The organism is Kitasatospora sp. NPDC059812, assembly GCF_042732075.1.
In the GTDB taxonomy this organism is placed as follows: Bacteria; Actinomycetota; Actinomycetes; order Streptomycetales; family Streptomycetaceae; genus Kitasatospora.
The window spans coordinates 26,536-48,937 of record NZ_JBHWIO010000020.1; the positions used below are offsets into that span (position 1 = coordinate 26,536).

The 22,402-nt window shown below is 74.1% G+C and carries 21 protein-coding genes and 3 pseudogenes; 8 read left to right on the forward strand and 16 right to left on the reverse strand.

Translation table 11 applies throughout. The features are described from left to right. Nucleotides 1-158: 158 nt before the first annotated feature. The gene (locus tag ACFV6D_RS13200) at nucleotides 159-2,255 is read left to right on the forward strand and encodes a primosomal protein N' (protein ID WP_063346751.1); all 2,097 of its coding nucleotides are present in this window, start codon (nucleotides 159-161) and stop codon (nucleotides 2,253-2,255) included. 283 nt (nucleotides 2,256-2,538) lie between these two features. Here ACFV6D_RS13200 and ACFV6D_RS13205 read toward each other — a convergent pair. Beyond that, nucleotides 2,539-3,003: pseudogene (locus tag ACFV6D_RS13205) on the reverse strand (hypothetical protein); the annotation flags it as partial. A 301-nt stretch (nucleotides 3,004-3,304) separates the two neighbouring features. Here ACFV6D_RS13205 and def point away from each other — a divergent pair. The 3 genes from def to ACFV6D_RS13220 all read left to right on the forward strand — a co-directional run bounded on the left by def (nucleotide 3,305) and on the right by ACFV6D_RS13220 (nucleotide 6,388). Further along, nucleotides 3,305-3,850: a peptide deformylase gene (gene def / locus ACFV6D_RS13210; RefSeq protein WP_363372712.1), complete on the forward strand. Its 546-nt coding sequence runs from the start codon at nucleotides 3,305-3,307 to the stop codon at nucleotides 3,848-3,850. Between the two features lie 70 nt (nucleotides 3,851-3,920). After that, on the forward strand, nucleotides 3,921-4,865 hold the full coding sequence (gene fmt / locus ACFV6D_RS13215) for a methionyl-tRNA formyltransferase (protein WP_063346749.1): 945 nt from the start codon (nucleotides 3,921-3,923) through the stop codon (nucleotides 4,863-4,865). A gap of 89 nt (nucleotides 4,866-4,954) precedes the next feature. Further along, the gene (locus tag ACFV6D_RS13220) at nucleotides 4,955-6,388 is read left to right on the forward strand and encodes a transcription antitermination factor NusB (RefSeq protein WP_363372709.1); all 1,434 of its coding nucleotides are present in this window, start codon (nucleotides 4,955-4,957) and stop codon (nucleotides 6,386-6,388) included. Nucleotides 6,389-6,448: 60 nt separating this feature from the next. Here the strand turns inward: ACFV6D_RS13220 and ACFV6D_RS13225 are convergent, their stop codons facing one another. Next, entirely contained in the window at nucleotides 6,449-6,919 is a 471-nt protein-coding gene (locus ACFV6D_RS13225; RefSeq protein ID WP_363372707.1) for a hypothetical protein, read from the reverse strand. Nucleotides 6,920-7,041: 122 nt separating this feature from the next. Continuing rightward, the gene (locus tag ACFV6D_RS13230; protein WP_380559649.1) at nucleotides 7,042-7,374 is read right to left on the reverse strand and encodes a sulfurtransferase TusA family protein; all 333 of its coding nucleotides are present in this window, start codon (nucleotides 7,372-7,374) and stop codon (nucleotides 7,042-7,044) included. Nucleotides 7,375-7,442: 68 nt separating this feature from the next. On the opposite strand from ACFV6D_RS13230, the pseudogene ACFV6D_RS13235 reads away from it, so the two are divergent. Continuing rightward, nucleotides 7,443-7,532, forward strand: a pseudogene (locus ACFV6D_RS13235) (GNAT family N-acetyltransferase); the annotation flags it as partial. A 47-nt stretch (nucleotides 7,533-7,579) separates the two neighbouring features. On the opposite strand, the gene ACFV6D_RS13240 reads toward ACFV6D_RS13235, so the two are convergent. The 4 genes from ACFV6D_RS13240 to ACFV6D_RS13255 form a co-directional block, all read right to left on the reverse strand. Continuing rightward, entirely contained in the window at nucleotides 7,580-8,131 is a 552-nt protein-coding gene (locus ACFV6D_RS13240) for a MarR family transcriptional regulator (RefSeq protein ID WP_380559651.1), read from the reverse strand. A gap of 72 nt (nucleotides 8,132-8,203) precedes the next feature. Next, on the reverse strand, nucleotides 8,204-8,557 hold the full coding sequence (locus ACFV6D_RS13245) for a DUF6204 family protein (protein ID WP_063346744.1): 354 nt from the start codon (nucleotides 8,555-8,557) through the stop codon (nucleotides 8,204-8,206). Nucleotides 8,558-8,666: 109 nt separating this feature from the next. After that, the gene (locus ACFV6D_RS13250) at nucleotides 8,667-9,368 is read right to left on the reverse strand and encodes an alpha/beta hydrolase (protein ID WP_380559652.1); all 702 of its coding nucleotides are present in this window, start codon (nucleotides 9,366-9,368) and stop codon (nucleotides 8,667-8,669) included. 191 nt (nucleotides 9,369-9,559) lie between these two features. Continuing rightward, a complete protein-coding gene (locus tag ACFV6D_RS13255) occupies nucleotides 9,560-11,017 on the reverse strand; it encodes a protein kinase (RefSeq protein WP_380559654.1) in 1,458 nt (485 codons plus the stop codon). A 171-nt stretch (nucleotides 11,018-11,188) separates the two neighbouring features. On the opposite strand from ACFV6D_RS13255, the gene ACFV6D_RS13260 reads away from it, so the two are divergent. Continuing rightward, complete coding sequence (locus ACFV6D_RS13260; RefSeq protein ID WP_380559656.1) at nucleotides 11,189-12,703, forward strand: PQQ-binding-like beta-propeller repeat protein; 1,515 nt, start codon at nucleotides 11,189-11,191, stop codon at nucleotides 12,701-12,703. Nucleotides 12,704-12,850: 147 nt separating this feature from the next. Next, nucleotides 12,851-13,660, forward strand: coding sequence for an alpha/beta fold hydrolase (locus ACFV6D_RS13265; protein ID WP_380559658.1), 810 nt, complete (start codon nucleotides 12,851-12,853; stop codon nucleotides 13,658-13,660). Nucleotides 13,661-13,753: 93 nt separating this feature from the next. On the opposite strand, the gene ACFV6D_RS13270 is transcribed toward ACFV6D_RS13265, so the two are convergent. Continuing rightward, complete coding sequence (locus ACFV6D_RS13270) at nucleotides 13,754-14,338, reverse strand: hypothetical protein (RefSeq protein WP_380559660.1); 585 nt, start codon at nucleotides 14,336-14,338, stop codon at nucleotides 13,754-13,756. Beyond that, complete coding sequence (locus ACFV6D_RS13275) at nucleotides 14,335-15,477, reverse strand: serine hydrolase domain-containing protein (protein WP_380493676.1); 1,143 nt, start codon at nucleotides 15,475-15,477, stop codon at nucleotides 14,335-14,337. The genes ACFV6D_RS13270 and ACFV6D_RS13275 overlap by 4 nt, the downstream gene beginning before the upstream one ends. A gap of 274 nt (nucleotides 15,478-15,751) precedes the next feature. On the opposite strand from ACFV6D_RS13275, the gene ACFV6D_RS13280 reads away from it, so the two are divergent. Further along, nucleotides 15,752-16,183, forward strand: a complete 432-nt coding sequence (locus ACFV6D_RS13280; RefSeq protein ID WP_380559662.1) for a transposase — start codon at nucleotides 15,752-15,754, stop codon at nucleotides 16,181-16,183. Here the strand turns inward: ACFV6D_RS13280 and ACFV6D_RS13285 are convergent. From ACFV6D_RS13285 to ACFV6D_RS13315, 7 genes and pseudogenes are all read right to left on the reverse strand, one after another. Further along, the gene (locus ACFV6D_RS13285; protein ID WP_380370745.1) at nucleotides 16,146-17,351 is read right to left on the reverse strand and encodes a cytochrome P450; all 1,206 of its coding nucleotides are present in this window, start codon (nucleotides 17,349-17,351) and stop codon (nucleotides 16,146-16,148) included. The two genes, ACFV6D_RS13280 and ACFV6D_RS13285, sit on opposite strands and share 38 nt — an antisense overlap. Nucleotides 17,352-17,442: 91 nt before the next feature. Next, nucleotides 17,443-17,661 carry a ferredoxin gene (locus ACFV6D_RS13290; RefSeq protein ID WP_380559664.1) on the reverse strand — a complete coding sequence of 73 codons (219 nt, stop codon included), beginning with the start codon at nucleotides 17,659-17,661 and terminating at the stop codon, nucleotides 17,443-17,445. 218 nt (nucleotides 17,662-17,879) lie between these two features. Next, nucleotides 17,880-18,168, reverse strand: a pseudogene (locus ACFV6D_RS13295) (hypothetical protein); the annotation flags it as partial. Nucleotides 18,169-18,408: 240 nt separating this feature from the next. Next, nucleotides 18,409-19,929 (reverse strand): glycosyl hydrolase family 18 protein, encoded by a 1,521-nt coding sequence (locus ACFV6D_RS13300; protein WP_380559666.1) that lies wholly within the window; start codon nucleotides 19,927-19,929, stop codon nucleotides 18,409-18,411. A gap of 808 nt (nucleotides 19,930-20,737) precedes the next feature. Then, the gene (locus ACFV6D_RS13305) at nucleotides 20,738-21,556 is read right to left on the reverse strand and encodes a hypothetical protein (RefSeq protein WP_380559667.1); all 819 of its coding nucleotides are present in this window, start codon (nucleotides 21,554-21,556) and stop codon (nucleotides 20,738-20,740) included. 329 nt (nucleotides 21,557-21,885) lie between these two features. Beyond that, nucleotides 21,886-22,119, reverse strand: coding sequence for a DUF397 domain-containing protein (locus tag ACFV6D_RS13310; RefSeq protein ID WP_380430633.1), 234 nt, complete (start codon nucleotides 22,117-22,119; stop codon nucleotides 21,886-21,888). A gap of 20 nt (nucleotides 22,120-22,139) precedes the next feature. Then, nucleotides 22,140-22,402: DUF397 domain-containing protein (locus ACFV6D_RS13315; RefSeq protein WP_380559668.1), on the reverse strand; the 263-nt coding region annotated here is incomplete at its 5' end.

Below are 22,402 nucleotides of genomic sequence, written 5' to 3' on the forward strand. Positions count from 1 at the left end.
CCCCTCTCTCCGCGGCGCGCCCTGTCGGCGTGTGCCTCCGCGCCCGCCCCTGGTCGAGTCACGCCCGGGGTGGCCTCCCGCCCGCGCGCCCCCGCGCGGGGGGGGGGGGCCCCCGCTTCTGTGCGTTCTGTCGGTGTGACCTGGTAGTACTGGGAGCGATGAGCAGCACAGGGGAGACGGAGAACACGGAGAACGGGGCCGAGCCGGAGCAGCTGGCGTTCATCCGGGAGACGGTCAAGCGGGCCAAGCCCCGGACGTGGCGCGGCGCCAAGCGGGCCGAGCACCTGCCGGTGGCCCGGGTCGTGGTGGACAAGGGCGTGCTCACCATCGACAAGTTCTTCGACTACGAGGTGCCGGCCGCGATGGCCGAGGAGGCCCGCCCGGGCGCCCGGGTGCGGGTGCGCTTCGGCGCGCGCGTGGTGAAGGGCCAGCGCGAGGGCGGGGAACTGCACGACGGATTCATCGTCGCCAGGCTGGAGAAGAGCGACTTCCCCGGCCCGCTCGCCCCGCTCGCCCAGGTGCTCTCACCCGAGCCCGTGCTCACCCCCCAACTGCTCCGGCTCTGCCGGACCGTCGCCGACCGCTACGCCGGCACCCTCGCCGACGTCCTCCAACTGGCCGTCCCGCCCCGGCACGCCAAGGCCGAGGCCGAGCCCTCGCCGCCGGCGCTCCCGCGCCCCCCGGCCCCCGCCCCCGGGGGCTGGCAGCGCTACCCGGCCGGGCCCGACTTCCTCGCCGCGCTGGCCGACGGCGGCGCGCCGCGCGCCGTCTGGGCGGCGCTGCCCGGCCCCGGCTGGCCGTACGAGATCGCGCGCGCCGTCGCCGCCACGCTGGCGGGCGGGCGCGGCGCGCTCGTCGTGCTGCCCGAGGGGCGGTCGGTGGCCCGGGTCGACCAGGCGCTCACCGAACTGCTCGGCGCGGGCCGGCACGTGGCCCTGGAGGCCGACCTCGGCCCGCGCGAGCGCTACCGGCGCTGGCTGGCGGTGAGCCGCGGCTCGGTGCACGCCGTGATCGGCACCCGCGCCACCATGTTCGCGCCGGTGCGCGACCTCGGGCTGGTCGTCGTCTGGTCCGACGGCGACAACAGCCACAGCGACCCGCGCGCCCCGCACCCGCACGTGCGCGAGGTCGCGCTGCTGCGCGCCGCCGAAGAGGGCGCGGCCGTGCTGCTCGGCGGCCACGCCGTCACGGTGGAGGGCGCGCAGCTGGTCAGCACCGGGTGGGCCCGCCCGCTGACCGCCGACCGGGAGACCGTGCGCCGGATCGCGCCGCGGGTGCGGACCGTCACCGACCAGGACCAGCACCGCGACAGCGCCGCCCAGTCCGCCCGGCTGCCCTCGGTGGCCTGGGAGGCCGCCCGGGAGTCACTGGCCGCCGGACACCCGGTGCTCATCCAGGTGCCCCGGCGCGGCTACGTGCCCCGGCTGTCCTGCGCGCGCTGCCGCACCCCCGCCCGGTGCCGGCGGTGCGAGGGCCCGCTGGAGGCGCCCGCGGCCGACGCCGCGCTGAACTGCGGCTGGTGCGGGGAGGCGGAGACGGACTGGCACTGCCCCGAGTGCGGCTCGTTCCGGCTGCGCGCCCAGGTGGTCGGCGCCCGGCGCACGGCGGAGGAACTGGGCAAGGCGTTCCCGCGGATCCCGGTGCGCACCTCCGGACGGGACGCGGTGCTGGCCACCGTCCCGGACGAGCCGTCGCTGGTGATCTCCACGCCCGGTGCGGAGCCGGTGGTGGACGGTGGCACCGGGTACGGGGCCGCGCTGCTGCTGGACGGCTGGGCGCTGCTCGGCCGGCCCGACCTGCGGGCCGGGGAGGAGACGCTGCGGCTCTGGCTGGCGGCCGCCGCGCTGGTCCGGTCCGCCGAGGAGGGCGGCTCGGTGGTCGTGGTCGCCGAGCCGTCGGCGCGGCCGGTGCAGGCCCTGGTCCGCTGGGACCCGCTGGGCCACGCCGGGCTGGAACGCGACGAGCGGGCGCAGCTGCACTTCCCGCCGGTGTCGCGGATGGCGTCGGTCAGCGGCAGCCCGGCGGCCGTGGCCGACCTGCTGGGGCTGATCCGGCTGCCCTCGGAGGCGGACGTGCTCGGGCCGGTACCGGCCCCGGCCCTGCGCGGGGAGGAACAGGAGCGCGCGCTGCTGCGGGTGCCGCCCGGGCAGGGGGCGGCGCTGGCGGCGGCCCTCAAGGCGGCGCAGATCGCGCGGATCGCGCTGCGGACGCCGGAGGCGGTACGGGTGCGGGTGGATCCGACCGACATCGGGTGAGGCCGGCGGGGGCGGGGTGAGTGGCCACCCCGCCCCGGATGGCGCTGGTCGGACGGCGGCGTCAGCCGCGCAGCGGGATGCCGGTGCGGTCGACCGGGGTGCGCTCGATCGGGGTGCGCTCGGGGGTGGTGCGGTCGACCGGGGGGCGGTCGAGGGGGCCGCGCTCCGGGGCGGTGCGGTCGAGGTTGCCGCGGTCCAGGGTGTTGCGGTCGAGAGCGGTGCGGTCGAGGTTGCCGCGCTCCAGGGCGTTGCGGTCGAGGCTGCTGCGGTCCAGGCCACCCTGGCGGGCCGCCGGGACGGTCGCCGCCAGGCCGCCGGACGGCACGGCGGGCAGCTCCTCCGAGCGGTCCGGGCGGCCCTGGCCCGGGACGGCACCGCTGGCGGCGAGGAGTTCGCTGGTCGGGCGGCGCATCCCGTACCGGCGGTGCACGGCCTGCTTGGTGACCCCGAGGGCCGAGCCCACCGAGTCCCAGGAGAAGCCCAGCGCCCGGTCGAACTCGACCGCCGCCGCGACCAGGGTCTCCACGCTCTCCCTCAGCTCCTGCGCCAGGCGCACGGTCGGCGCGGGCGCCCGTCCGTACACCACGAAGCCGGCCGACGTGCTGGGCCGGCGCGGACGGTAGACGTTGCCCAACTGGGCGGTGAGCGTCCGCAGCGCGTCGACCTGCCGCCTCACCCGCTCGATGTCCCGCACCAGCAGGTGCAGGCTTGCCCGCGCCCGGGCGTCGTGGTTGATCTGCTCGGCCATGGCCTACGTGCCACCTTCCGTACGGTTCAGCTCGGCCGGGGCGCGGTGTCCCGTGCGCCCGGCCCCGGTCAATCTCACTTGACCAACGCCGAAGCGGGGGCCGGGGTAACGCCGCCGGGCAGACTCGGGATATGCCAGAAGCCGGTGCCGGGGTGGGGGAGGGGCGTTCGGGGCCGCGCGAAGGGTGGTGCGAGGGGCGGTGTGAGGGCATGGGCGGCGGGCCGGGTGCGTTGCATAGACTTGCCGGGAACCCGTAGTTGCCCGCAGCCCCGCACCCTCGACGGACAGGAGCCCGTACCCCATGGCGATCCAGCCGATCAGGCTCTTCGGAGACCCCGTCCTGCGGGCCACCGCCCAGCCGGTGACCACGTTCGACAAGGAACTGCGCACCCTGGTCGGCGACCTCACCGAAACCATGCTCAACGCCCCTGGTGCAGGCCTCGCCGCGCCCCAACTCGGCGTCTCCCTGCGGGTGTTCACCTATCACGTGGACGGTGTCACCGGGCACCTGATCAACCCGGACCTGTCGCTGACCGAGGAGGAGCAGGACGGCCCCGAGGGCTGCCTCTCGCTGCCCGGCCTGCGCTACGACACCAAGCGCGCCTACGGCGTGGTCGCCAAGGGCTTCACCATGTACGGCGATCCGGTCACCCTGGAGGGCACCCGGCTGCTCGCCCGTTGCATCCAGCACGAGACCGACCACCTCGACGGCATCATCTTCATCGACCGGCTCGACCGCGAGCAGCGCAAGGCCGCGCTGAAGGCGATCCGCGACACCGACTGGGGCGGCGCGCCCGCGCCGGTCGTCAAGGTCTCCCCGCACAGCACGTTCGGCGCCGCGCGCTGAACCCTCTGACGCCGAACCCTCTGGCGCCGAACCCTCTGATCTCCAACGTCTTCTTGCAGAAAGGCACTTGATGCGTCTCGTCTTCGCCGGCACCCCCGAGGTCGCCGTTCCCGCCCTGGACGCCCTGCTCGCCTCCGACCGGCACGAGGTCGTCGCGGTGGTCACCCGCCCCGACGCCCCCGCCGGGCGAGGGCGCAAGCTGGTCGCCAGCCCCGTCGCCCAGCGCGCCGAGGAGGCCGGGATCGAGGTCCTCAAGCCGGCGAAGCCCAGCGACCCGGAGTTCGTCGCCCGGCTCACCGAACTCGCCCCCGACTGCTGCCCGGTGGTCGCCTACGGCGCGCTGCTGCGCCCCGGCACGCTGGAGATCCCCAAGCACGGCTGGGTCAACCTGCACTTCTCGCTGCTGCCCGCCTGGCGCGGCGCGGCCCCCGTCCAGCACGCGGTGCTGGCCGGCGACGAGGTCACCGGCGCGGCCACCTTCCTGATCGAGCAGGGCCTGGACTCCGGTCCGGTCTACGGCGTGATCACCGAGGAGATCCGCCCGACCGACACCAGCGGCGAACTGCTCACCCGCCTCTCGGTGTCCGGCGCGCGACTGCTCACCGCCACCATGGACGGCATCGAGGACGGCTCCCTGCACGCCCTCCCGCAGCCGGCCGAGGGCGTCACGCTCGCCCCGAAGATCACCGTCGAGGACGCCCGCATCGAGTGGAGCCACCCCGCCCTGCGGATCGACCGCGTGGTGCGCGGCTGCGCCCCGGCGCCCGGCGCCTGGACGGAGTTCCGCGGCGAGCGGTTGAAGATCACCGGGCCGGTGAAGCTGCTGACCGACTCGTCCGCCCTGGCGCCCGGGGAGCTGGCCGTGGTCGGCAAGAACAGCGTGCGGGTCGGGACGGGCAGCCACGAGGTCGAACTCGGGGAGGTCCGCCCGCAGGGGAAGAAGGAGATGCGGGCGGCGGACTGGGCGCGCGGGGCGCGGCTGGAGTCCGGGGAGCGCTTCGGCTCCGAGGGCTGAGGCTCAGGTTTAGCGTTACTGTTCGTCTGATAACCACTGATAATCGTCTGATAGCCACCGATAACCACCGCAGCACCTTGAGGCACCCTGTGACCACCCCCAGCGCCCAGCGCGCCCCCCGCCCGCACCGCCGCCCGAAGAAGGACCCGGCCCGGATCGTCGCGTTCCGCGCGCTGCGCGCCGTCGACGAGCGCGACGCGTACGCCAACCTGATCCTGCCGTCGCTGCTCCGCGAAGCCGAGCAGAAGGGCATGGACCGGCGCGACGCCGCCCTCGCCACCGAACTCGTCTACGGGACCCTGCGCCTGCAGGGCACCTACGACGCGATCATCGCCGCCTGCATCGACCGGCCGCTCAGCAAGGTCGACCCGCCGGTCCTGGACGTGCTCTCGCTCGGCGCCCACCAGCTGCTCACCACCCGCATCCCCAGCCACGCGGCGGTCTCGGCCACCGTCGAGCTGGCCCGGGTGGTGCTCGGCGACGGCAAGGCCAAGTTCGTCAACGCCGTCCTGCGCCGGATCAGCGCCCACGACCTGGACGCCTGGATCGAGAAGGTCGCCCCGCCGTACGAGAAGGACGCCGAGGACCACCTCGCCGTCGTCCACTCGCACCCGCGCTGGGTCGTCTCCGCGCTCTGGGACTCGCTCGGCCGCTGGCAGCCCGACGCCTCCGGGCGCAGCGCCCTGGAGGACCTGCTGCGCGCCGACAACGAGCGGCCCGAGGTGACCCTCGTCGCCCGCCCCGGCCGGGTCGACGTCGGCGAACTCGCCGACGCGCTGCCCGAGGCCGAGCCCGGCCGCTGGTCCCCGTTCGCGCTGCGGCTCGCCGAAGGCGGCGACCCGGGCTCGCTGGAGGCCGTCCGGGACAACCGGGCGGGCGTCCAGGACGAAGGCAGCCAGCTGGTCGCCCTCGCCCTGGCCAACGCCCCGCTGGACGGACCGGACCGGCTCTGGCTGGACGGCTGCGCCGGCCCCGGCGGCAAGGCCGCGCTGCTCGCGGCGCTGGCCGCCGAACGCGGCGCCGGGCTGGTCGCGAGCGAGAAGCAGCCGCACCGCGCGCGGCTGGTCGCCCGGGCGCTGGAGGGCAACCCCGGCCCGTACACGGTGATCACCGCGGACGGCACCCGCCCGGCCTGGCGCTCCGGCGGCTTCGACCGGGTGCTGGTCGACGTGCCGTGCTCCGGCCTGGGCGCCCTGCGCCGCCGCCCCGAGGCGCGCTGGCGCCGCCGCCCCGCCGACGTCGCGGCCTTCGGCCCGCTCCAGCGGGACCTGCTGCGCTCGGCGATCGACGCCACCCGGGTCGGCGGAGTGGTCGGGTATGCGACCTGCTCGCCGCACCTCGCGGAGACCCGGGCCGTCGTGGACGACGTGCTGCGGGCCGAGGGCGGCCGGGTCGAGTGGATCGACGCGCGCCCGCTGCTGCCCGGCGTCCCCGCGCTCGGGGACGGGCCGGACGTGCAGCTCTGGCCGCACCTGCACGGGACGGACGCGATGTACCTGGCGCTGCTGCGGCGGACGGCGTGATCCGCTGATCCGGTGATCCCGTGATCCCGTGATCCCGCGACCCGGTGGGGGGCGGTGCGCTCAGCCGGGTGAGGGGGGCTGCGGCCGGGCGGGCGGGGGGCCGGGGAGGTCGGTGAGGAGGGCGTGGGCCTGGGCGCGGAGGCGGTCGACCGGGGGGTCCTCGCAGATCACCTCCAGGCCGAGCCCGCTCGCCTGCCCCCGGTGGTAGTACGACTGGTAGGCGAGGTAGGGGCGGTGGCCGTCGGTGGGGTCCAGCCCGACGGCGAGCGTCGCGAAGTGGGTGCGCTCGTTCTCGGTGCGCTCGAACTCCGTCCGGGAGAGCCGCCATTCGAACTCGTACGGCTCCGGATCGGACGGCAGGTCCAGCAGCGCCTGGGCGAGCCGGCGGACGTCCTCCGGCCCGGCGAACGGGAGCGACTCGGACCAGCGGGGCGCGGCGGCGAGCAGCTCCCAGCCGCCGCCGTTGCGGCTGACGGACAGTGCCCACTCGCCGTCCTGGTCGTGCCAGTGGCAGCTGAGGATCGGATCCATGGTGGTCAACCTCCTTGTGAGGCTTGGCCGTTCGACTCTCCCCATCGTGGCACACCGGACCGCCGAAGGGAGCCGGGCGGGGCGGCCGGCGGGGGCGCGTGGGGATTTCGGGCCGGGGGTGGTCAGTCGGTGGCCGGGTCCGGCGCGGGGTGCCAGGGGCGGTCGGCGCGGGTCGGGCGGGCTGCGGCGGTGAGGCGCAGGGCGTACACCTCGCGGTCGGTGGCCGGGTGCGGGACGGGGCCGAGGTAGTCGTGGCCGGTCAGGTGGCACCAGGCGGGCAGGTCGAGGGGGGCGGCGGGGTCGGTGGTGTGGATGTGCACCACCGCGCCGGCCGGCAGGTCGGCGATCCGGGCGCGCAGGCGCAGCAGCAGTTGGACGCAGAGCAGGCCGGTGCCGTCGACGGTCAGGTCGGGGGCGGATTCCTGGCCGGGCTGCTGCCCGGGGGTGTGGGTCATGGGGTTGCTGCCCTTCGCGGTGGTGCGGCGGTGCCGGGGTGCAGGGCTCAGCCTAGGCGCCGGGCCGGGACGAGGCGCTGATGGCCCTCGCCCTGGACCCGGAGCGGCACCCGTTGCCGTCCGGGACGGTGCGGTACGCGGCGCCGTTCGGGATCTAGCAGTTTCGTAGTCGGACGGTTCGACAGTCCGACGGTTCAACAGCCCGCTAGTCGCGGGCTGTGGCCGCCCCCGGCCGCTGGTCGGGGGCGGTACCGCCGAGGCGGGTGAGCAGGACGGCGAGGCGGTCGAGGTCGTCGGGGCTCCACTGGTCGGCGGCGAAGAGCTCGGCCGCGACCTTCCGGGCCGTGTACAGCATCTCGGCGAGCCGTTCGCGGCCGGTCGGCGTCAGGGCCGCGTAGGCGACCCGGGCGTCGCGGGCCGCCGCCTCCCGGCTCACCAGACCGATCCGCTCCAGCGGCGCCAGTCCGCGGGTGACGCCCGAGGCGGTGACGCCGAGGGCCTCGGCGAGGTCGACCCGGCGCATCCGGCCGCCGGGGGCGTGACCGAGGTGGAGCAGCAGGGTGAAGTCGGACAGGCTCACGCCGTGCAGGCGGCTGAGGCCCGCGTCGAAGCGCTTGGCCACGGCGGCCTGGGCGCGGACCAGCCGCAGGGCGGTGTCCAGCGGGTCGGGCCGGGTGCCCGGGTGTGGGTCGGCCTGAGGGTTGGCCTGCGGGTCGGCCGGTGGGTTCGTGTGCGGGTTGGCGTGCGGATCTGTCATTGCTACCTCCTTGACTACTCAAGCATACCGGTGCGGCGAGCCGTCAAGGAGGTAGCGGGAGGGGGGAGGGGGCTAGCCGGCGTTGGCGGCGCGGCGCTGCCGCTTGCCGAGCGGTGCCTGCGAGAGGTCCTCGGCCTGGGAGCGCAGGTTCTTGTAGCCGTAGCCGCGCTCGGCCAGCCAGGCCCGCGCCGCCTGCTCGGCCCGCTCGGCGGCCGCCAGGATGTCCTCCTCCGCCTCGCCCGAGTCGAGGAAGCGGAAGGTGAAGGCGGCCCGCGCGCCGAGGTCGTAGCTGAGGTGTCCCTCGCGGGTGAAGGCCGCGCGCAGCACGTCGTGTTCGGGCGCGCGGGCGAGGAGTTCGGCGTGCTGCTCGGCGCTCAGGCCGTCGAAGACGCCGCGCACCATGATGCGGAAGGTTCGAGTGGTCATCCCCCGACCATAGGCAAGGCGGGCGGTCGACCGCCAACCCGATTTCGTGCCGCTGGTCGGATCCCGGTGGCCGGGGCCCGCTGGTCGACCGCGGGTTCCGGGGCTGCGCCTAGGCGCGCCGGGTGGGCAGGCGGGTGCAGACGGTGCCGGAGGCGAGGGGGGCCGGTTCGGCCTTGAGGGTGTCGAGGGTGAAGTCCGTGGTGAGGGCGCTGATGTCGGCGGTCTGCCGGATGAGGTAGTGGTTGGCGCCGGGGGCTTCGTAGCGGGCGAGGTCGGGGACGACCGGGCGGGCCCGCAGGGCGTATTCGAGGGACTGGTTGGCGTTGGCGGCGCTGTGGTCGCCGGTGCCGTGGACGATCAGGACGCGCCGGCCGGCGAGGTGGTCGACGGGGTCGCCGCTGGGCAGCCAGGGCGCGATGCCGGCGACGCCGACGACGTTCGGGTGCCCGGCGCACCAGAAGGCGGCGCGCCCGCCGAGGGAGTTGCCGATGAGGACGACGGGTACGTCGCCGTAGCGGCGGGCGAGTTCGTCGAGGGCCCAGCGGGTGTCGACGGCGGTGTCGGCGTCGGCGCCGTTCCAGCCGCTGTAGCGGTAGCGCAGCAGGTGGACGGCGAGGCCGTGCGGGCGGCCGCGGTCGGCGAGTTCGGCGGTGAGGCGGCGCAGGCCCAGTTCGGCGACCTTCAGCGGTCCGCGCCGGCTGCGCAGGAACCCGCCGGGCAGCAGCAGGGCGACGGCTTCGACCCGCCCCGTCCCGTCGTCGCCGAGTCGTGGGGTCAGTTGTGCGGTGCGCGGCCGCTGCGCCTGGAACACGCGAAATCCCTCCCTGGTGTCTACCTGCGGATTCTACGGTTCCGTGGGCGGGTCGCGGTGCGTGAGCAGGGGCCGCAGGGCCCAGCCGGTGGCGCGGGGGCGGGGCCCGCGTGGACTGGGCCTGGCGGGCCGACTCGCCTCCGGGTACGAGGCGTTGGGGCGGGGCGTCGGGGCGGGGCGTCGGGGTGAGGTCAGGAGGGGCGGCCCGGCTGGTCGCCGCCGCCGGTGGAGCGGCTCCGGCCGGAGAGCAGGTCCTGCATGCTCGGGAGCTTCCGGCGCTGCGAGCCGGTTTGCGAGCCGGTTTGCGAGCCGCCGGACGAGCCGGCCGGCGGGGCGATCGAGCGGCGGGGTTCGGTGGCCGGGCCGAGGCCGGCCTTGGCGGCCGCGTCGGCGAGGAAGTCGGAGGCCTGGCGGCGGGCGTTGTCGACCGTGCGGCGAAGGCTCTCGGCGTCGTTGCGCAGTTTGTCGGTCTGCCGGCGCAGCAGGTCGGTGCGCTGTTCGGCCTCGGTGAGCTGCTTGAGGCTGGCGGCCGCCCGGGCGGCGGCCTCCCGTTCGAGCTCCTCGCCGCGTTGCTGGGCGTCGGTGACGATCTGTTGCGCCCGGGCCTCGGCGTGGGCCCGCTGGTCGGCGAGGTCCTGGTCGAGCTGGCGGCGCCGCTGGGCGATGCTGGTCTCGAACTGCAGCGCGACCTGGGCGGCCTGGTCGCGGGTGTGCTGGAACAGCGCGTCCGCCTCCCGTCGGCGGGCGAGGACGTACGGGTCCTCCTCGGCGGCGGGGACGTCCCGGACGGTGGCGTGGTAGCCGGCCGGGGGCTGTTCGGCCTGCTCGGCGAGGTGGAGCAGGCGTTGGGCGACCTGGTCGGCGTGCGGCGGCCGCCGGTCGGGGTCCTTGGCGAGCAGTTCGAGGACGAGGGTGTCGACGTCGGCGGGCAGGCCGGGTCGCAGGGTGCCGGGGGCGGCGGGGTGGACCTCGCCGTGCTGGCGGATGAGTTCGTAGAGGGTGCCGCGGAACGGCGTGCGGCCGGTGAGGAGTTCGTACAGGAGGCAGCCGAAGGCGTAGAGGTCGGAGCGGGCGTCGAGGCCGCGGCTGTCGAAGCGTTCGGGGGCCATGTAGGCGGGGGTGCCGACGATGACGTTGGTGCTGGTGATGCCGTCGTCGGCGGTGCCGACCCGGGCGATGCCGAAGTCGACGACCTTGACTTCGCCGGAGGACTGGATCATCACGTTGGCGGGTTTGACGTCCCGGTGGACGACGCCGGCCCGGTGGGCGGTGGCGAGGGCCTGGGAGATCTGGACGGCCCAGGTGAGGGCCTGGCGCAGGGGCAGCGGCCCGTCGCCGAGGTGGCGGCTGAGGGGGGCGCCGTCGAGCAGTTCCATGACCAGGAAGTAGAACGGCCGGCCGGCCTCGTCGTGTTGGCCGAAGTCGTGCACGGTGACGATGGACGGGTGGTTGAGCGCGCCGGCGGTGGCCACCTCGCGGACGAACCGGGCCGCGTCCTTGGGGGTGTTGTTGCTGCCCGGGAGCATCACCTTGACGGCGACGAGCCGTTGGATCCGCGCGTCGCGGGCCTTCCAGACCGCGCCGAAGGCGCCCTCGCCGATCTGCTCGACCAGCTCGTACCGCCCGTCGAGTACGTCGCCCGGCTGCATCCCCGCCCCTTTCGTGCCCCGGTGCCGCGCCCCGGCCCCCGGGCCAACCTACCGTCCGTCGGTGGGGCCGGGAGTTTTCCGTTGTCTTTGTTCAGGATCCAGCGAGGCTCTGCGATCATCCGATGATCGTCGCTCATGCGGTGGGCGGCGCTTGACGGGGGAGTGACCGACATGGCCGAGGGGCCCGTGGACAGTGCCGCCGGGGCCGGGTGGGCCCGCAGGTCCGTCCGCCTCGCCAGGGGCGGGTTCGCGATGGACAAGGAGGCCTGGATGGTGGTCTCCGGCGGGGTGCTGGGGGCCATGTTCGCGAGCATGGGCCTGGCCGTGCTGATCGGGCCGTCCCAGGGGTACGGCGGCGAGAGCCTCGACTTCATGGGCATCGTCAGCATCCTCGGCCTGATGCCCTGCGGGGCCGGCCTGCTGTGGGCGCTGCTCCACCCCCGGCGCGGCTTCCCCGCGGTCGCCGTCGGGATCCTGTTCGGGCTCGCCGTGTTCGTCTCCTTCGCCGGGACCGGCCTCAACGACGCCTGGGAGGCGCCACTGGACCGGCCGTCGTCGATCCGCGCCGTCGGCAGCTGGACCAGCGGGGACGTGGTGGTGCGGGTCCGGCCCGACCAGGTGGTGGCCTACCGCGGCGCCACCGGGCAGGTCGCGTGGCGGTGGGCGCCGCCGGGCGAGGACTCCGTCTGCGCCATGAGCCGCGGGACGGGCCACGGCCTCGGGCTGCTCGGCCACTCCCCGCACGACCGGCCGTGCGCGGCGGTGACGGCGCTCAACCTCGCCAACGGCACGGCCGCCTGGACCGCCGCGGCGGACGCGCCCGGCCGCGTCGGGGACACGGCGGCGCCCGATCTGCTCGCCGTCGCCGGGGACGAGGCCGTCCTCCAGGAGCGGACCGGCTGGCGCGCGGTGCACCTGGCCGACGGGCGCGCTTCCTGGCGCGGCGACGCGGACGCCGGCTGCGCGCCGTTGCAGGTGGCGGGCGGGGCGGCGGAGGTGGTGACGGTCGCGCAGTGCGGCGACGCCGCGCCGGTGCTGCGGTCGCTGGCCCCGGCGGACGGGCAGGAGCGGACCCGGGTCGCCCTGCCGGTCACGGGCGGGCTGAAGGACGTCGCGGTGGTCTCCACCGAGCCCCTCGCGGTCTGGGTCGACGCGCAGGGCGAGCGCGGGACGCACGCCGTCCTCAGCTTCGACGGGGCGGGGCGGCAGCGGGCGTCGATCCCGGTCGCGGGGGACGAGTACGACCTCGACGTCATGCTGGGCGGTGCCCACGCCTACGACGCGTTCGCCGCCCGTCCGCTGTTCGGCGGGGTGGTCGTCGGCGACCAGCTGATCGTCCCCGGCGAGAAGCCGGACGACGTCCGGATCAGCGGGGGGAAGAACCCCAGCCGCATCGCCACCGGGCGCCTGGTCGCCTACTCGCTCGCCGACGGCGGGAAGCGCTGGACGTCCGGGCTGGACGACCAGGTGACGGGGCTGCTGGTGGACGGCGCGTCGGTGTGGGCGCTGACCCGGGACAAGCTGACCCGGGTCGACGCCGCGACCGGGCGGAAGAGCAGCCAACTGGACGTCAACGACTCGAAGTCCGTCCACCCGGTGGACCTGTCGGTCTCCGGGCCCGGCCGGTTCACGGTGGTGGCGGAGGACGGCACGCGGGACGAGCCGCCGGCCCGGGGCATGGGCTGAGCCGGTCCGGGGTCTGAGCCGAGCCTGTCCGGAGCCCTTGGCCGCCCGCTGTTCGTCACGCTCGGTCACGGCGGCGGCCCGGGGGTGCCGCCCCGAGCGGCTGTGTCAGGCTGGTGGGGGAGCACCGCCGAGATCGGGAGGCTCGTGATGGCCGAGATCAGGGTGAACGGGGTGTCGCTGCACTACGAGGCCCGTGGCGAGGGGCCCGGCGTCGTCCTGGTGCACGGCTCGTGGAGCGACGCCGACAGCTGGGCGCGCGTGATGCCGGGCCTGGCCGAGTCGACCACCGTCGTCGCCTACGACCGGCGGGGCCACAGCCGCAGTGAGGACCCGCTCACCCAGGGTTCGGTCTACGAGGACGCGGCCGACCTGGCCGGGCTGATCGAGGGGCTCGGACTCGCGCCGGCGTTCGTCTGCGGGAACTCGTACGGTTCGCTGATCACGCTGCGGCTCGCCGCCGCCCGGCCCGACCTGCTGCGGGGGATCGCCGTGCACGAGCCGCCCGGCGCCGGCATCCTGCTCGCCGACCCCGAGCTGCGGCCGGTCGCCACCGCGCTCGCCGACCGGATCACCGCCGTCCGGGAGCTGCTGGAGCAGGCCGAGTCGGCCGCGGCGGCGGAGCTGTTCGTGGAGACGGTCACCTTCGGGCCGGGGGCCTGGGCGCAGCTGCCCGCGCCGGTGCGGCACACGTACGTGCGCAACGCGCCGACCTACCTGGACGAGCTGCGGGACCCGGACGCCCTGGACCTCGACCTGGACGCGCTGGCCCGCTTCACGGAACCGGCCCTGCTCACGCAAAGTGACAACAGCCCGCCGATGTACGGCGAGGTGCTGGACATCATCGACCTCACCCTGGCGAAGGTGGAACGGCACCTGTACCCCGGTGCCGGCCACGCACCGCACCTGTCGCAGCCGGAGGAGTGGGTGCGGGTGGTGCTGCCGCGCGCCCTGGCGTGAGCCGTCACTCCGGGCGTGCGCCCGGCCCGTTGCGCGCTGGGGCGCAACGAGCTGAGCGCAGCGGGGTCGAGCGCAACGGGCCGGCCGTACGCGTCAGTTGGGCGAGGCGCCCCAGCCGTCGTCCGGGAGGGTGCGGTCCGGCTCGGGGCAGTCGGTGTGGTCGTAGCCCCACAGCAGGGCCTTGTTCAGCAGCCAGTCCTCGGGCGGCGGCGCGTCACCGCCCTCGCGGTCCGCGTGGCCGTCGCGGTCGGTGAGGACGAACGCCACCCGGACCTCCTCGGCCACCGCCACCTCCAGGGTGCGCTGGTCGGGGACGTTCTCGTACGTCACGGTCTCCCAGCGGCAGCCGGCGGCGGTCAGCGCGGCGATCAGGGCCGACTCGGTGACGTGCGTGTCGAGCGTCAGCAACCCGCCGCCGGCCAGCGGGAGTTCGAGTTCGCCGTGCCACACGGGCAGGGACAGCGACTGGAGCCGGCGGCAGCGGCAGAACACCGTCTGTACGTCGCCCCAGCTGAAGCCGTGCGGCCAGCGGGACTCGCGGTGGATCCGCCCGCCGTCCCAGGGATCGCCGTAGTGGGCGGCGAGTTCGGGCAGCGAGGCGTTGTAGCGCAGCCCATCCGGGCCGTCCAGGCCGCCGGTGGCCGCCAGCGCGGTGAGCCGCGCGAGGAAGTCCGTCACCCCAGGCACCCGCGCACCGCCTCGATCAGCCGGTTGGCGCGGGCGTCGCCGTGGCCGATCATCCGGTTGGCGACGTAGCCGAAGCCGACGCCGAACTCGTCGTCCCCGAAGGCGAACTGGCCGCCCGCGCCGTCGTTGCCGAAGCTGCGCTCGCCCAGCAGCGGGCGGAAGGCGGGGGAGTCGAGCAGCAGGCCGGAACCCCAGCGGGCGCCCATGTCGAAGCCCAGGAAGCCCGCACCGGAGGAGACTTCGCGCACCGCGTCGGTGACGGTCTCGTGCGAGAGCAGGCGCGGGCCGCCGTCCAGGCCGGTCGCGGCCGCCGCGTACAGCCCCGCCAGCCCGGTGGCGGAGGCGACCGCGCCCGCGCCGGGCAGCTCGATCGCGTGCAGGGCAGGGTCGTTCCAGCCGTGCGGCACGTCCAGGCCGGGGAAGACCAGGGCGCCGTTCATCGTCACGATCCGGGTCAGCAAGTGCTCCGGGCCGGGCATCGGGCGGCGGCCCTCCGCCTCCACCAGTCGGGCCAGGCGCGGGAGTTCGCTCTCCGGCAGGCCGATCCAGACCGGCAGGCCGAGCGGCTCGGCGATCTCCTTGCGGAGGAACGCGCCCGGCGTGAGCCCGGTGGTCCGGCGGATCACCTCGCCGACCGCGAAGCCCAGGACGTGGCCGTGGTACTCGTAGGCCGTGCCGGGCTCCCAGAGCGGCTCCTGCTCCTCGATCGCGCGGACGACGGGAGCCCAGGCGGCGATCTCCTCGAAGGAGAGCGCCGCGTCCAGGGCCGGGATGCCCGCGCGGTGGCCGAGGATCATGCGGGTGGTGATGTCCTGCTTGCCGTGGCGGGCGAACTCGGGCCAGTAGCGGGCGATCGGCGCGTCGAGGTCGAGGCGGCCCTGCTGGGCGAGCAGGTGGGTGCTGATGCTCACGGGGCCCTTGGCGCAGGAGAAGACCGGGACGACGGTGTCCTGCGTCCAGGCCCGGCCGGTGCGTTCGTCGGCCGTCCCGCCCCACAGCTCGACGACCTTGCGGCCGCCGGCGAACACCGTGACGGCGGAGCCGAGTTCGGGGAACTCGGCGAAGTTCCGGGCGAAGACGTCCGCCACGGCGCCGAACCGTTCGTCGGCCCAGCCCTGGTACTGCTGCATGGTGTCCAGCCCCGTCCTCTGGTCCTCGTGGGGTCGCTGCCCCAAGATCGTCGACCGGACCACGGTACGGCGTCGGGCCGCTCGGCACGACCCGTTTCCCGACCATCGGTCGGGGCGGCCCTCGTCGGGCGGGGAGCCGTCGTCGGGCATGAGGGTGGACGACTGGGGAGAGGGCTCGGAGTGGATCGCGAAGCACTGGACGCGCTGACCGCGCTGTGGTCCCAGCGGTGGCCTCAAAGGGGGCTGGGCCCGGGGAACACCAGGGCGAGGCGCCGTGGCAGAGCCTCGTCGCCCGCCTGGTGAAGGTGGTGGTGGAGGCGAGGGCCTCGGCCGCTCGCGGGGCGGGTTCACCAGCAGGGTCCACCTGAGCGCGGACGGCCGGTGCCGCCCGCTGTCCCTGGTCGTCATGCCGGGGCAGCGGGCGGACTGCACGCAGTTCGAGCCGGTACCGGAGAAGATCCGTGTCCCGCGGACAGGGCCGGGCAGGCCCCGGAAGACGCCCGACAGCGTGGCCGCCGACAAGGCCTACAGCAACGGCCCGTGCCGCGCCCACCTGCGCAGGCGCGGCATCCGGCGCACGATCCCGGAGAAGGCGGACGGTCAGGCCGCCCGCCTGCGCAAAGGCTCACGCGGCGGGTGCCCGGTGAGAGTTCTCCATCGGGCCCCGCTCACCAGGTCACGGGCAGTGACCGCATCCCGTAGATGAACGACTCGGTACGGAACTCGCGCTCGCCGGCCAGCCGCAGCCCCGGCAGCCGGCGGAACAGCGTCTCCAGGGCGATCTGGAGTTCGGCGCGGGCCAGCGGCTGGCCCAGGCACTGGTGCACGCCGAAGCCGAACGCCAGCTGCCGCCGGGCGTCCCGGTACAGGTCCAGCTCGTCCGTCGCCCGATGGCCGGCGCCGCCGAACACCGCCTCGTCCCGGTTGGCGGTGGAGAGCATCGCCATCACGCCCTCCCCGGCCCGGACGGTGACGCCGCCCAGCTCCACGTCCTCCAGCGCCACCCGGGGCAGGCCGGTGTGCACGATGGTCAGCAGCCGCAACAGCTCCTCCACCGCGCCCGGCAGGGTGGCCGGGTCGGCCAGGCCGGGGATCTGCTCGGGGTGCTCCAGCAGCAGCGCGGTCGACAGCGCGATCATGTTCGCGGTCGTCTCGTGCCCGGCGACCAGCAGCAGCACGCTCATGGCGGCCGCGTCGTCCGGGGTCAGGTCGTCCCGCGCCGCGAGTCGGCTGAGGACGTCGTCCTGCGGCTGTGCGCGCTTGCGGGCCGTCAGGTCGCGCAGGTAGTGCAGGATTTCCTCCTGAGCCTCCCGGAGCTGCTCCACGGTGCTCTCCTGGCTGAGCATCGTGCGGCTCAGGTTCTGGAAGCGGTCGTGGTCCTCGTACGGCACGCCGAGCAGCAGGCAGATCACCAGCGAGGGCACCGGCAGCGCGAAGTCGGTGACCAGGTCGGCCGTGGTCCGGCCCGCGGTCATCCGGTCCAGTGCCTCGTCCACGATCCGCTGGATCTCCGGGCGCAGCGCCTCCACCCGCTTGACCAGGAATTCCCCGGTGAGCATGCGGCGCTGGCGGGCGTGCTCGGGGTCGTCGAGCCGCAGGAAGTCCGGATTGTCGGTGATCAGCTCGCGAGCGCCGGCGACCAGCAGCGGGAAGGACGGGTGGCGTATGTCGGCACTGAACCGGCGGTCGGACAGCACGGTGCGGACCTCGGCGAAGCCGGTGACCAGCCAGCAGAGGTCGCCGTCGGGCAGCTCGGCCCTGGTCACCGGCCCGGTGGCGGCGGCCTCGGGGTACGCGGGCGGCGGGCCGAAGGGGCAGCCGCCGGAGTGCCGGGCCGGCAGTGGGAGGACGGGGGTGGTGGGTGCGGTGGTCAAGGCGGGGGTCTCCTCACGTCGCGGGTGTTCTCGTGGGGTTCGGGGCCCGGGAAGGTTCCCGGCGGCCTGCGGGGCCGGCGGCGGGGGTCCGTCAGGCCCCGGTCCGCGCGGGCTCGTCCCCGGTGACGGTGATCGCCCGGCCCGGGCAGAGCTCGGAGGCGAGTCTGACATCGTCGAACTGCTCGGGCGGCACGACGGTCTGACGGAGCATCACGAGACTGTCCCGGTCGTCCTGGTCGAAGACCGCGGGGGCGTTCATCACGCACATGCCGGAGCTGCAGCAACGGTCCCGGTCGACGCTCACCTGCATGTCGGGCACCTTTCGCCAGGGCGGCGCCGACTGCCGGGCGGCCGCCTCTCGTTGTCACGGTCAACCTAGCCATCGCTGGTCCGTTCACGGAGGGGTACGGTGGCCGGATCGAGAATGGCTGATTCGGCCCCTGTGTGTGAACCCCCATTGCGGCGCTATGCGTTTCAGCCCGCGGTACTTCGCCGGACGGGTCGGCGGACCCGGCCGCGCGGACGGCCTCACGGGCCCTTCGGCGGTGGCCAACTCCCGTACGGAGGCCACCGTGTGGCCTCGGCGGCGCTCTTGCCCGGCCGGTAGCGCACCACCCGGGCGAACCGCAGGGCCAGCCCGGCGGTAGCGGGGGCTGCGCCGGAGGCCGTCGAAGGCGACCTCGACGACCAGTTCCGGCCGGACCAGCACCGTCCGGGCGTCCCGCCCGGTCTCCCGGGCGAGCAACTCGGCGGTCTGCCAAACGAGCGTCCGGTCGGTCAGTCCCTTGAAGGTCGTGCCGAGCATCACCCACGGGCCGAGCCCCGGCTCGCCGGCCGCCGGGGCGGCGGGCGAGGCCCTCGGACGGTCCCGAGGCGGTCGCACCACGCCGTCGCGACCAGGTATGACAAGCGCGTGTACATCTTCCTCGGCACGGTCACTGTCGCCGCACTGGTCATCTGGCTCCGCTCGTGATCGCGCGGACAGAATCTAGGGGGCCGACGACGGGCATCACGGGACCTCCCGTGATGCCCGCGGTGCGGACGGCGCCGCCCGCCGTCAGCTGCGGCCGGTGACGTAGAGGGGCTTCATGTCGACGACCGTCGCGGTGACGGTGTGCCCCAGGCCCTCGCGGGCGGCGTTGGTGAGCACACCGGGGTCGGCCTCGGCGTGCTCGGCGAACAGGCCGCCGAGGCCCCGGGCGCGGGCGTACTCGGCCTTGGCACGGACGGAGCGCGGGGTGTCGAGGGAGAGGAAGACGCCGGTGCTGGGGTTGTGGAGGTAGTCGGCGTCGGCGACGACGTCCGTGTACAGCTCGAAGCCGTTGCGGCCCTTGCCCTGCTCCAGGTCGAGGTAGTTGCGCAGCACGTCGGCGCAGGTGCTCGTGCCGGGGGCGAAGGAGCCGACCGTCTCGCCCGCGCCGTTGTCGTACCTGCCGTGCAGGGGCGAAATACCGGTGATGTGCGCGTGCTTGGCGTTGCGGGTGGTGGTGGCGTAGCCGAGGTGGATGCGGTGAGGAGCCACGCCGGCGTGCTCGATGAGGTGGGTGACGGCGTTGTCGACGCAGTCCGTCTGGCTGCTGTTCTGATCGCGGCGCAGCGAGGTGTGGTGCCCGAGCTTCTCGGACCAGGGGCTGCCGAAGAAGTCGAAGGACATCAGGTCCAGCCGGTCGGCGCCGGCCTCGATGAGGAGCGGGACGTTCATCGCGTCCAGTTGGGCGGCGGAGGCCGGCACCGCGACGGCGATCGTCGCGCTCCGGTCGGCGGCGGACAGCGCGGCCCTGGTCTCGCGGATCAGCTCGGCGTAGTTCCCGGCGTCCTCCGGGCCGTACCCGGCCTCCGGGGCGCCGGCCGAGCCGGGCCAGCGCCAGTCCAGGTGGAGGGTGGAGAACATCGGGAAGGCGCGGAAGATCCGTACGACGGACTGGGCGAACCGCCGCCGGGAGGCGGGCTCCTGGGCGATGGCGTGGAACGCCTCGCTCAGGTCCCAGCCGCCGATGTGCAGGCCGACCGAGAGGTTCGGGTTGCGCTCCTTGAGGCGCCGGGCGGCACCCAGCAGGCCCTGGGCCTTCGGCTGGGTGAACAGGTCCTGGTAGTCGTTGGAGACCCAGCCGTCGAACCCGTAGCCGAGGTAGGCGGCGGCCGCGCTCCAAGCGTCGATGAAGGTCACGGCGCCGCGCTCGGAGGAGGCGATACCGAAGTCCTGGGCGGCCTGGGAGGTGGCGGCCGCCAGGCTGCCCTGGCCGCCGACGAGGCCGACCAGGCCGAGGACGATCTCGTCGAAGGCGCCGTTCGCGGCCTCCAGCCGGGTCAGGTCCGCGCCCGGCCCGCCGGTGGGGCCGCCGGTGTCGTCCGTCAGGCGGCTGTCGTAGGCCCAGGTGGTGTCCAGGAAGCCGGACACGGTCTGCTCGCCGCTGCGGTGGTAGGTGTTGAAGGCGCGCTTGGCGACCCGGCAGGGGGTGTAGGAGAGCTTCGAGTCCTCCCGGGCCGGGTCGAAGCCGTTCATCTCGTACGTGCGCTCGGCCGCGTCCACCGCTTGACCGTTGAGGCCGGGGTCGGACGGGTACACCAGCTCGCTCATGGCATGCGCTCCCTGTGGTGGTGATGACGGAATGCGCCCGGATCGACGCCGGGCGTGATCACGCTTGGGAGCGTAATGGCGAGAGCTGTGCGTGTGGGGCAGTTCGGATGAACTGGTTGACGGTCGATCAGATGAGCGGTAATGCCGACGCCGTTCGCCGCGGGGGACGTGGTGAGCGGCGACGGGTGCGGCCTCGGGGATCAACCGAACCAGCCTGCTGGTGACCGGCTGTGATCGCCGGCGCCGTATCGGCTCCAGGTCCCGGCCCTCGGTCAGTGGTTCGCATCGAGGGCGCCGTTGGCGAGCAGTGCGCGGAGTTTGAGGACGGCTTCGGCGCCTGACCCTCGACGCCGACGGCGTTTCGAGGAGGCCCCGGGCACCTTCAGCGGCCTCCACCCCCTCCAGCGCCCGAAGTTCCGCGAACCGCTCACCTGTGCGCGGCCGGGCGAGACCGTGCACATCTGCGAGATGTTCCGCCTCGTACGCGGCACCGGGCACATCCTCGACGTGCTCGACGTCCTCGACGTGCTCCACCGCGACCGCCTCGCCCTGCACCGTCCCCGAGCTGCCGGTCACGCCCGACATGCCGGGCACGGTCGCCGACTTCCTCCGCACCACCGGGCTGGAGTCCGCCGGCCCACCGCCCTCGATCAGGGCGTCACGGTGCGGCGCGGCCAGGGCTACACCCTGCGCGTCACCGCCGTCCCCGCGGTCCACCGCCAGCTGCTCGACGGCACCCAGAAGCTGTTGTCGTACCGATCAAGCGGCTTGCCGATCGAACGAGGGTCTCGATCGAGTGATCGAGGGCTCAGGGAACGTCCAAGTCCACACCGGCAAGCTCCGGCATCGCCCGGAGGAAGTCCGGAACACTTGCGAGTTCGTCCAGGCGCAGTTCATATGCCGAGATCCTGCGCGCATAGTCGGCAGCCAGGTCGTCGACCCGGTGCCGCAGATCGGCGCGCGACGCCACCATGACAGAGTCGTAGTAGTCGAAATCCGAGCCGATCGTCAGGTCCACGAACACCCCTTCTCCCTCAAGGACTTCGGCCAGAGTAGGGGGAGTCGGGCCGCTCAACGCGCTCACCAGACGCTGGCGACGCTCCGGTCCGGGGGCGACTGCGAACACCGTGGTCTCCGACGAGGCGTCGAAGATCACCGCATGCAGCGCGGATACCAGGTCGCGAGGCGTCGACAACCGGAACAAGCCAGCACGACCGGCATGGTCCAGCTCCGCGGCGGTCGGCTCCACCCGAAGGGGCTTCGCCGTACGACCAGGTACGAAGCCCTTGTCCCGTGTGGTGGAGGTCGGCGCTTTGGCGTCGACCTCGTACTCCCAGCTCACCGGCATCGGCGTTTGCTTCAGGAAACGCTCGGCGTCGTCGCAGTAGTACGTCGGGATCACATAGCGGTCCAGGCCGGCCGTCAGACGCCACACCAGGCCCACATAGACGGCGACTTCCTCCATGTTGTTGTTGTTCACGGCCCACTCGGTGTGCGGCGTCCCCTCCTCAGGCCATTCCTGCCACAGGCCAGGCCAGTGCCGAGTCACCGCCAGGTCATTGCCGGGGAGGTAGTGGAAGAGATGGACGCCGTCTGTCGTGGCGGCCTCGAAACGGATCGGATGCACCGCGCCAACCTAGCCTCGGGCAGCTCGGCGACGCTCCACAATTTCGTGCCCGAGAGGCCAGGCGGCCGGGATCAGCGATCCCGTAACCACGTCACTCCCCGCCTTTCTCGATCGGGTGAGCGGTTCTTCGCCCACCTGATGCGAAGCCGTCGCCTCGTGCGGGACTTCGAACGCTCCACCACCAGCGCGGAGGCGATGGTCTACTGGTCGGCGACGATGCTCATGACCCGGCGCCTTGCCCAGCCACGGCCTTCGCTAGCGTGAACCGGCCCGGTGCCAGCAACAGCCACTCAGGGCTTCCCGGCGGTCCCGGCCCGGGCGGTGGGTGGTCAGGCGGTGAAGCGGGGGTTGCGGGCTTCGATGGTTTGGACGAAGGCGGTCCATTCGGCCTGGTCGAAGGCGAGGTGGGGGCGGCCGGGATTCTTGTCGTCGCCGAGCCAGACGTCGCCGTTGTCGAAGCGGGCGATGATCACGCAGTTGCCGTTGGAGTCGCCGGAGAAGGGGGACTTGGTCCAGTCGGCGTCGGCGGGGTTGTGGTCGTAGGGGTCGTGGCGGTCGCGCATCTTGGCCTCCCGATGGGTGGTCAGGCGGTGAAGCGGGGGTCGTGGGCTTCGATGGCCTGGACGAAGGCGGTCCATTCGGCCTGGTCGAAGGCGAGGTGGGGGCGGTTCGGGTTCTTGTCGTCACTGAGCCAGACGTCGCCGTTGTCGAAGCGCGAGATGATGACGCAACTGCCGTTGTCGTCACCGGAGAACGGGGATTTGACCCACTCGGCGTCGGCGGGGTTGTGGCTGTACGGGTCGTTTCGGTCGGGCATCTTGGCCTCCCGGCGGGCGGTTAGGCGGT

Coding starts and splice junctions, on each gene's coding strand:
- def (WP_363372712.1), top strand. CDS start 3,305: ATGGCGATCCAGCCGATCAGGCTCTTCGGAGACCCCGTCCTGCGGGCC.
- ACFV6D_RS13225 (WP_363372707.1), bottom strand. CDS start 6,919: ATGGATCCGATCCTCAGCTGCCACTGGCACGACCAGGACGGCGAGTGG.
- ACFV6D_RS13265 (WP_380559658.1), top strand. CDS start 12,851: ATGGCCGAGATCAGGGTGAACGGGGTGTCGCTGCACTACGAGGCCCGT.
- ACFV6D_RS13275 (WP_380493676.1), bottom strand. CDS start 15,477: ATGCAGCAGTACCAGGGCTGGGCCGACGAACGGTTCGGCGCCGTGGCG.
- ACFV6D_RS13260 (WP_380559656.1), top strand. CDS start 11,189: ATGGCCGAGGGGCCCGTGGACAGTGCCGCCGGGGCCGGGTGGGCCCGC.
- ACFV6D_RS13290 (WP_380559664.1), bottom strand. CDS start 17,661: ATGCAGGTGAGCGTCGACCGGGACCGTTGCTGCAGCTCCGGCATGTGC.
- ACFV6D_RS13310 (WP_380430633.1), bottom strand. CDS start 22,119: ATGCGCGACCGCCACGACCCCTACGACCACAACCCCGCCGACGCCGAC.
- ACFV6D_RS13300 (WP_380559666.1), bottom strand. CDS start 19,929: ATGAGCGAGCTGGTGTACCCGTCCGACCCCGGCCTCAACGGTCAAGCG.
- ACFV6D_RS13200 (WP_063346751.1), top strand. CDS start 159: ATGAGCAGCACAGGGGAGACGGAGAACACGGAGAACGGGGCCGAGCCG.
- ACFV6D_RS13230 (WP_380559649.1), bottom strand. CDS start 7,374: ATGACCCACACCCCCGGGCAGCAGCCCGGCCAGGAATCCGCCCCCGAC.
- ACFV6D_RS13255 (WP_380559654.1), bottom strand. CDS start 11,017: ATGCAGCCGGGCGACGTACTCGACGGGCGGTACGAGCTGGTCGAGCAG.
- fmt (WP_063346749.1), top strand. CDS start 3,921: ATGCGTCTCGTCTTCGCCGGCACCCCCGAGGTCGCCGTTCCCGCCCTG.
- ACFV6D_RS13245 (WP_063346744.1), bottom strand. CDS start 8,557: ATGACCACTCGAACCTTCCGCATCATGGTGCGCGGCGTCTTCGACGGC.
- ACFV6D_RS13240 (WP_380559651.1), bottom strand. CDS start 8,131: ATGACAGATCCGCACGCCAACCCGCACACGAACCCACCGGCCGACCCG.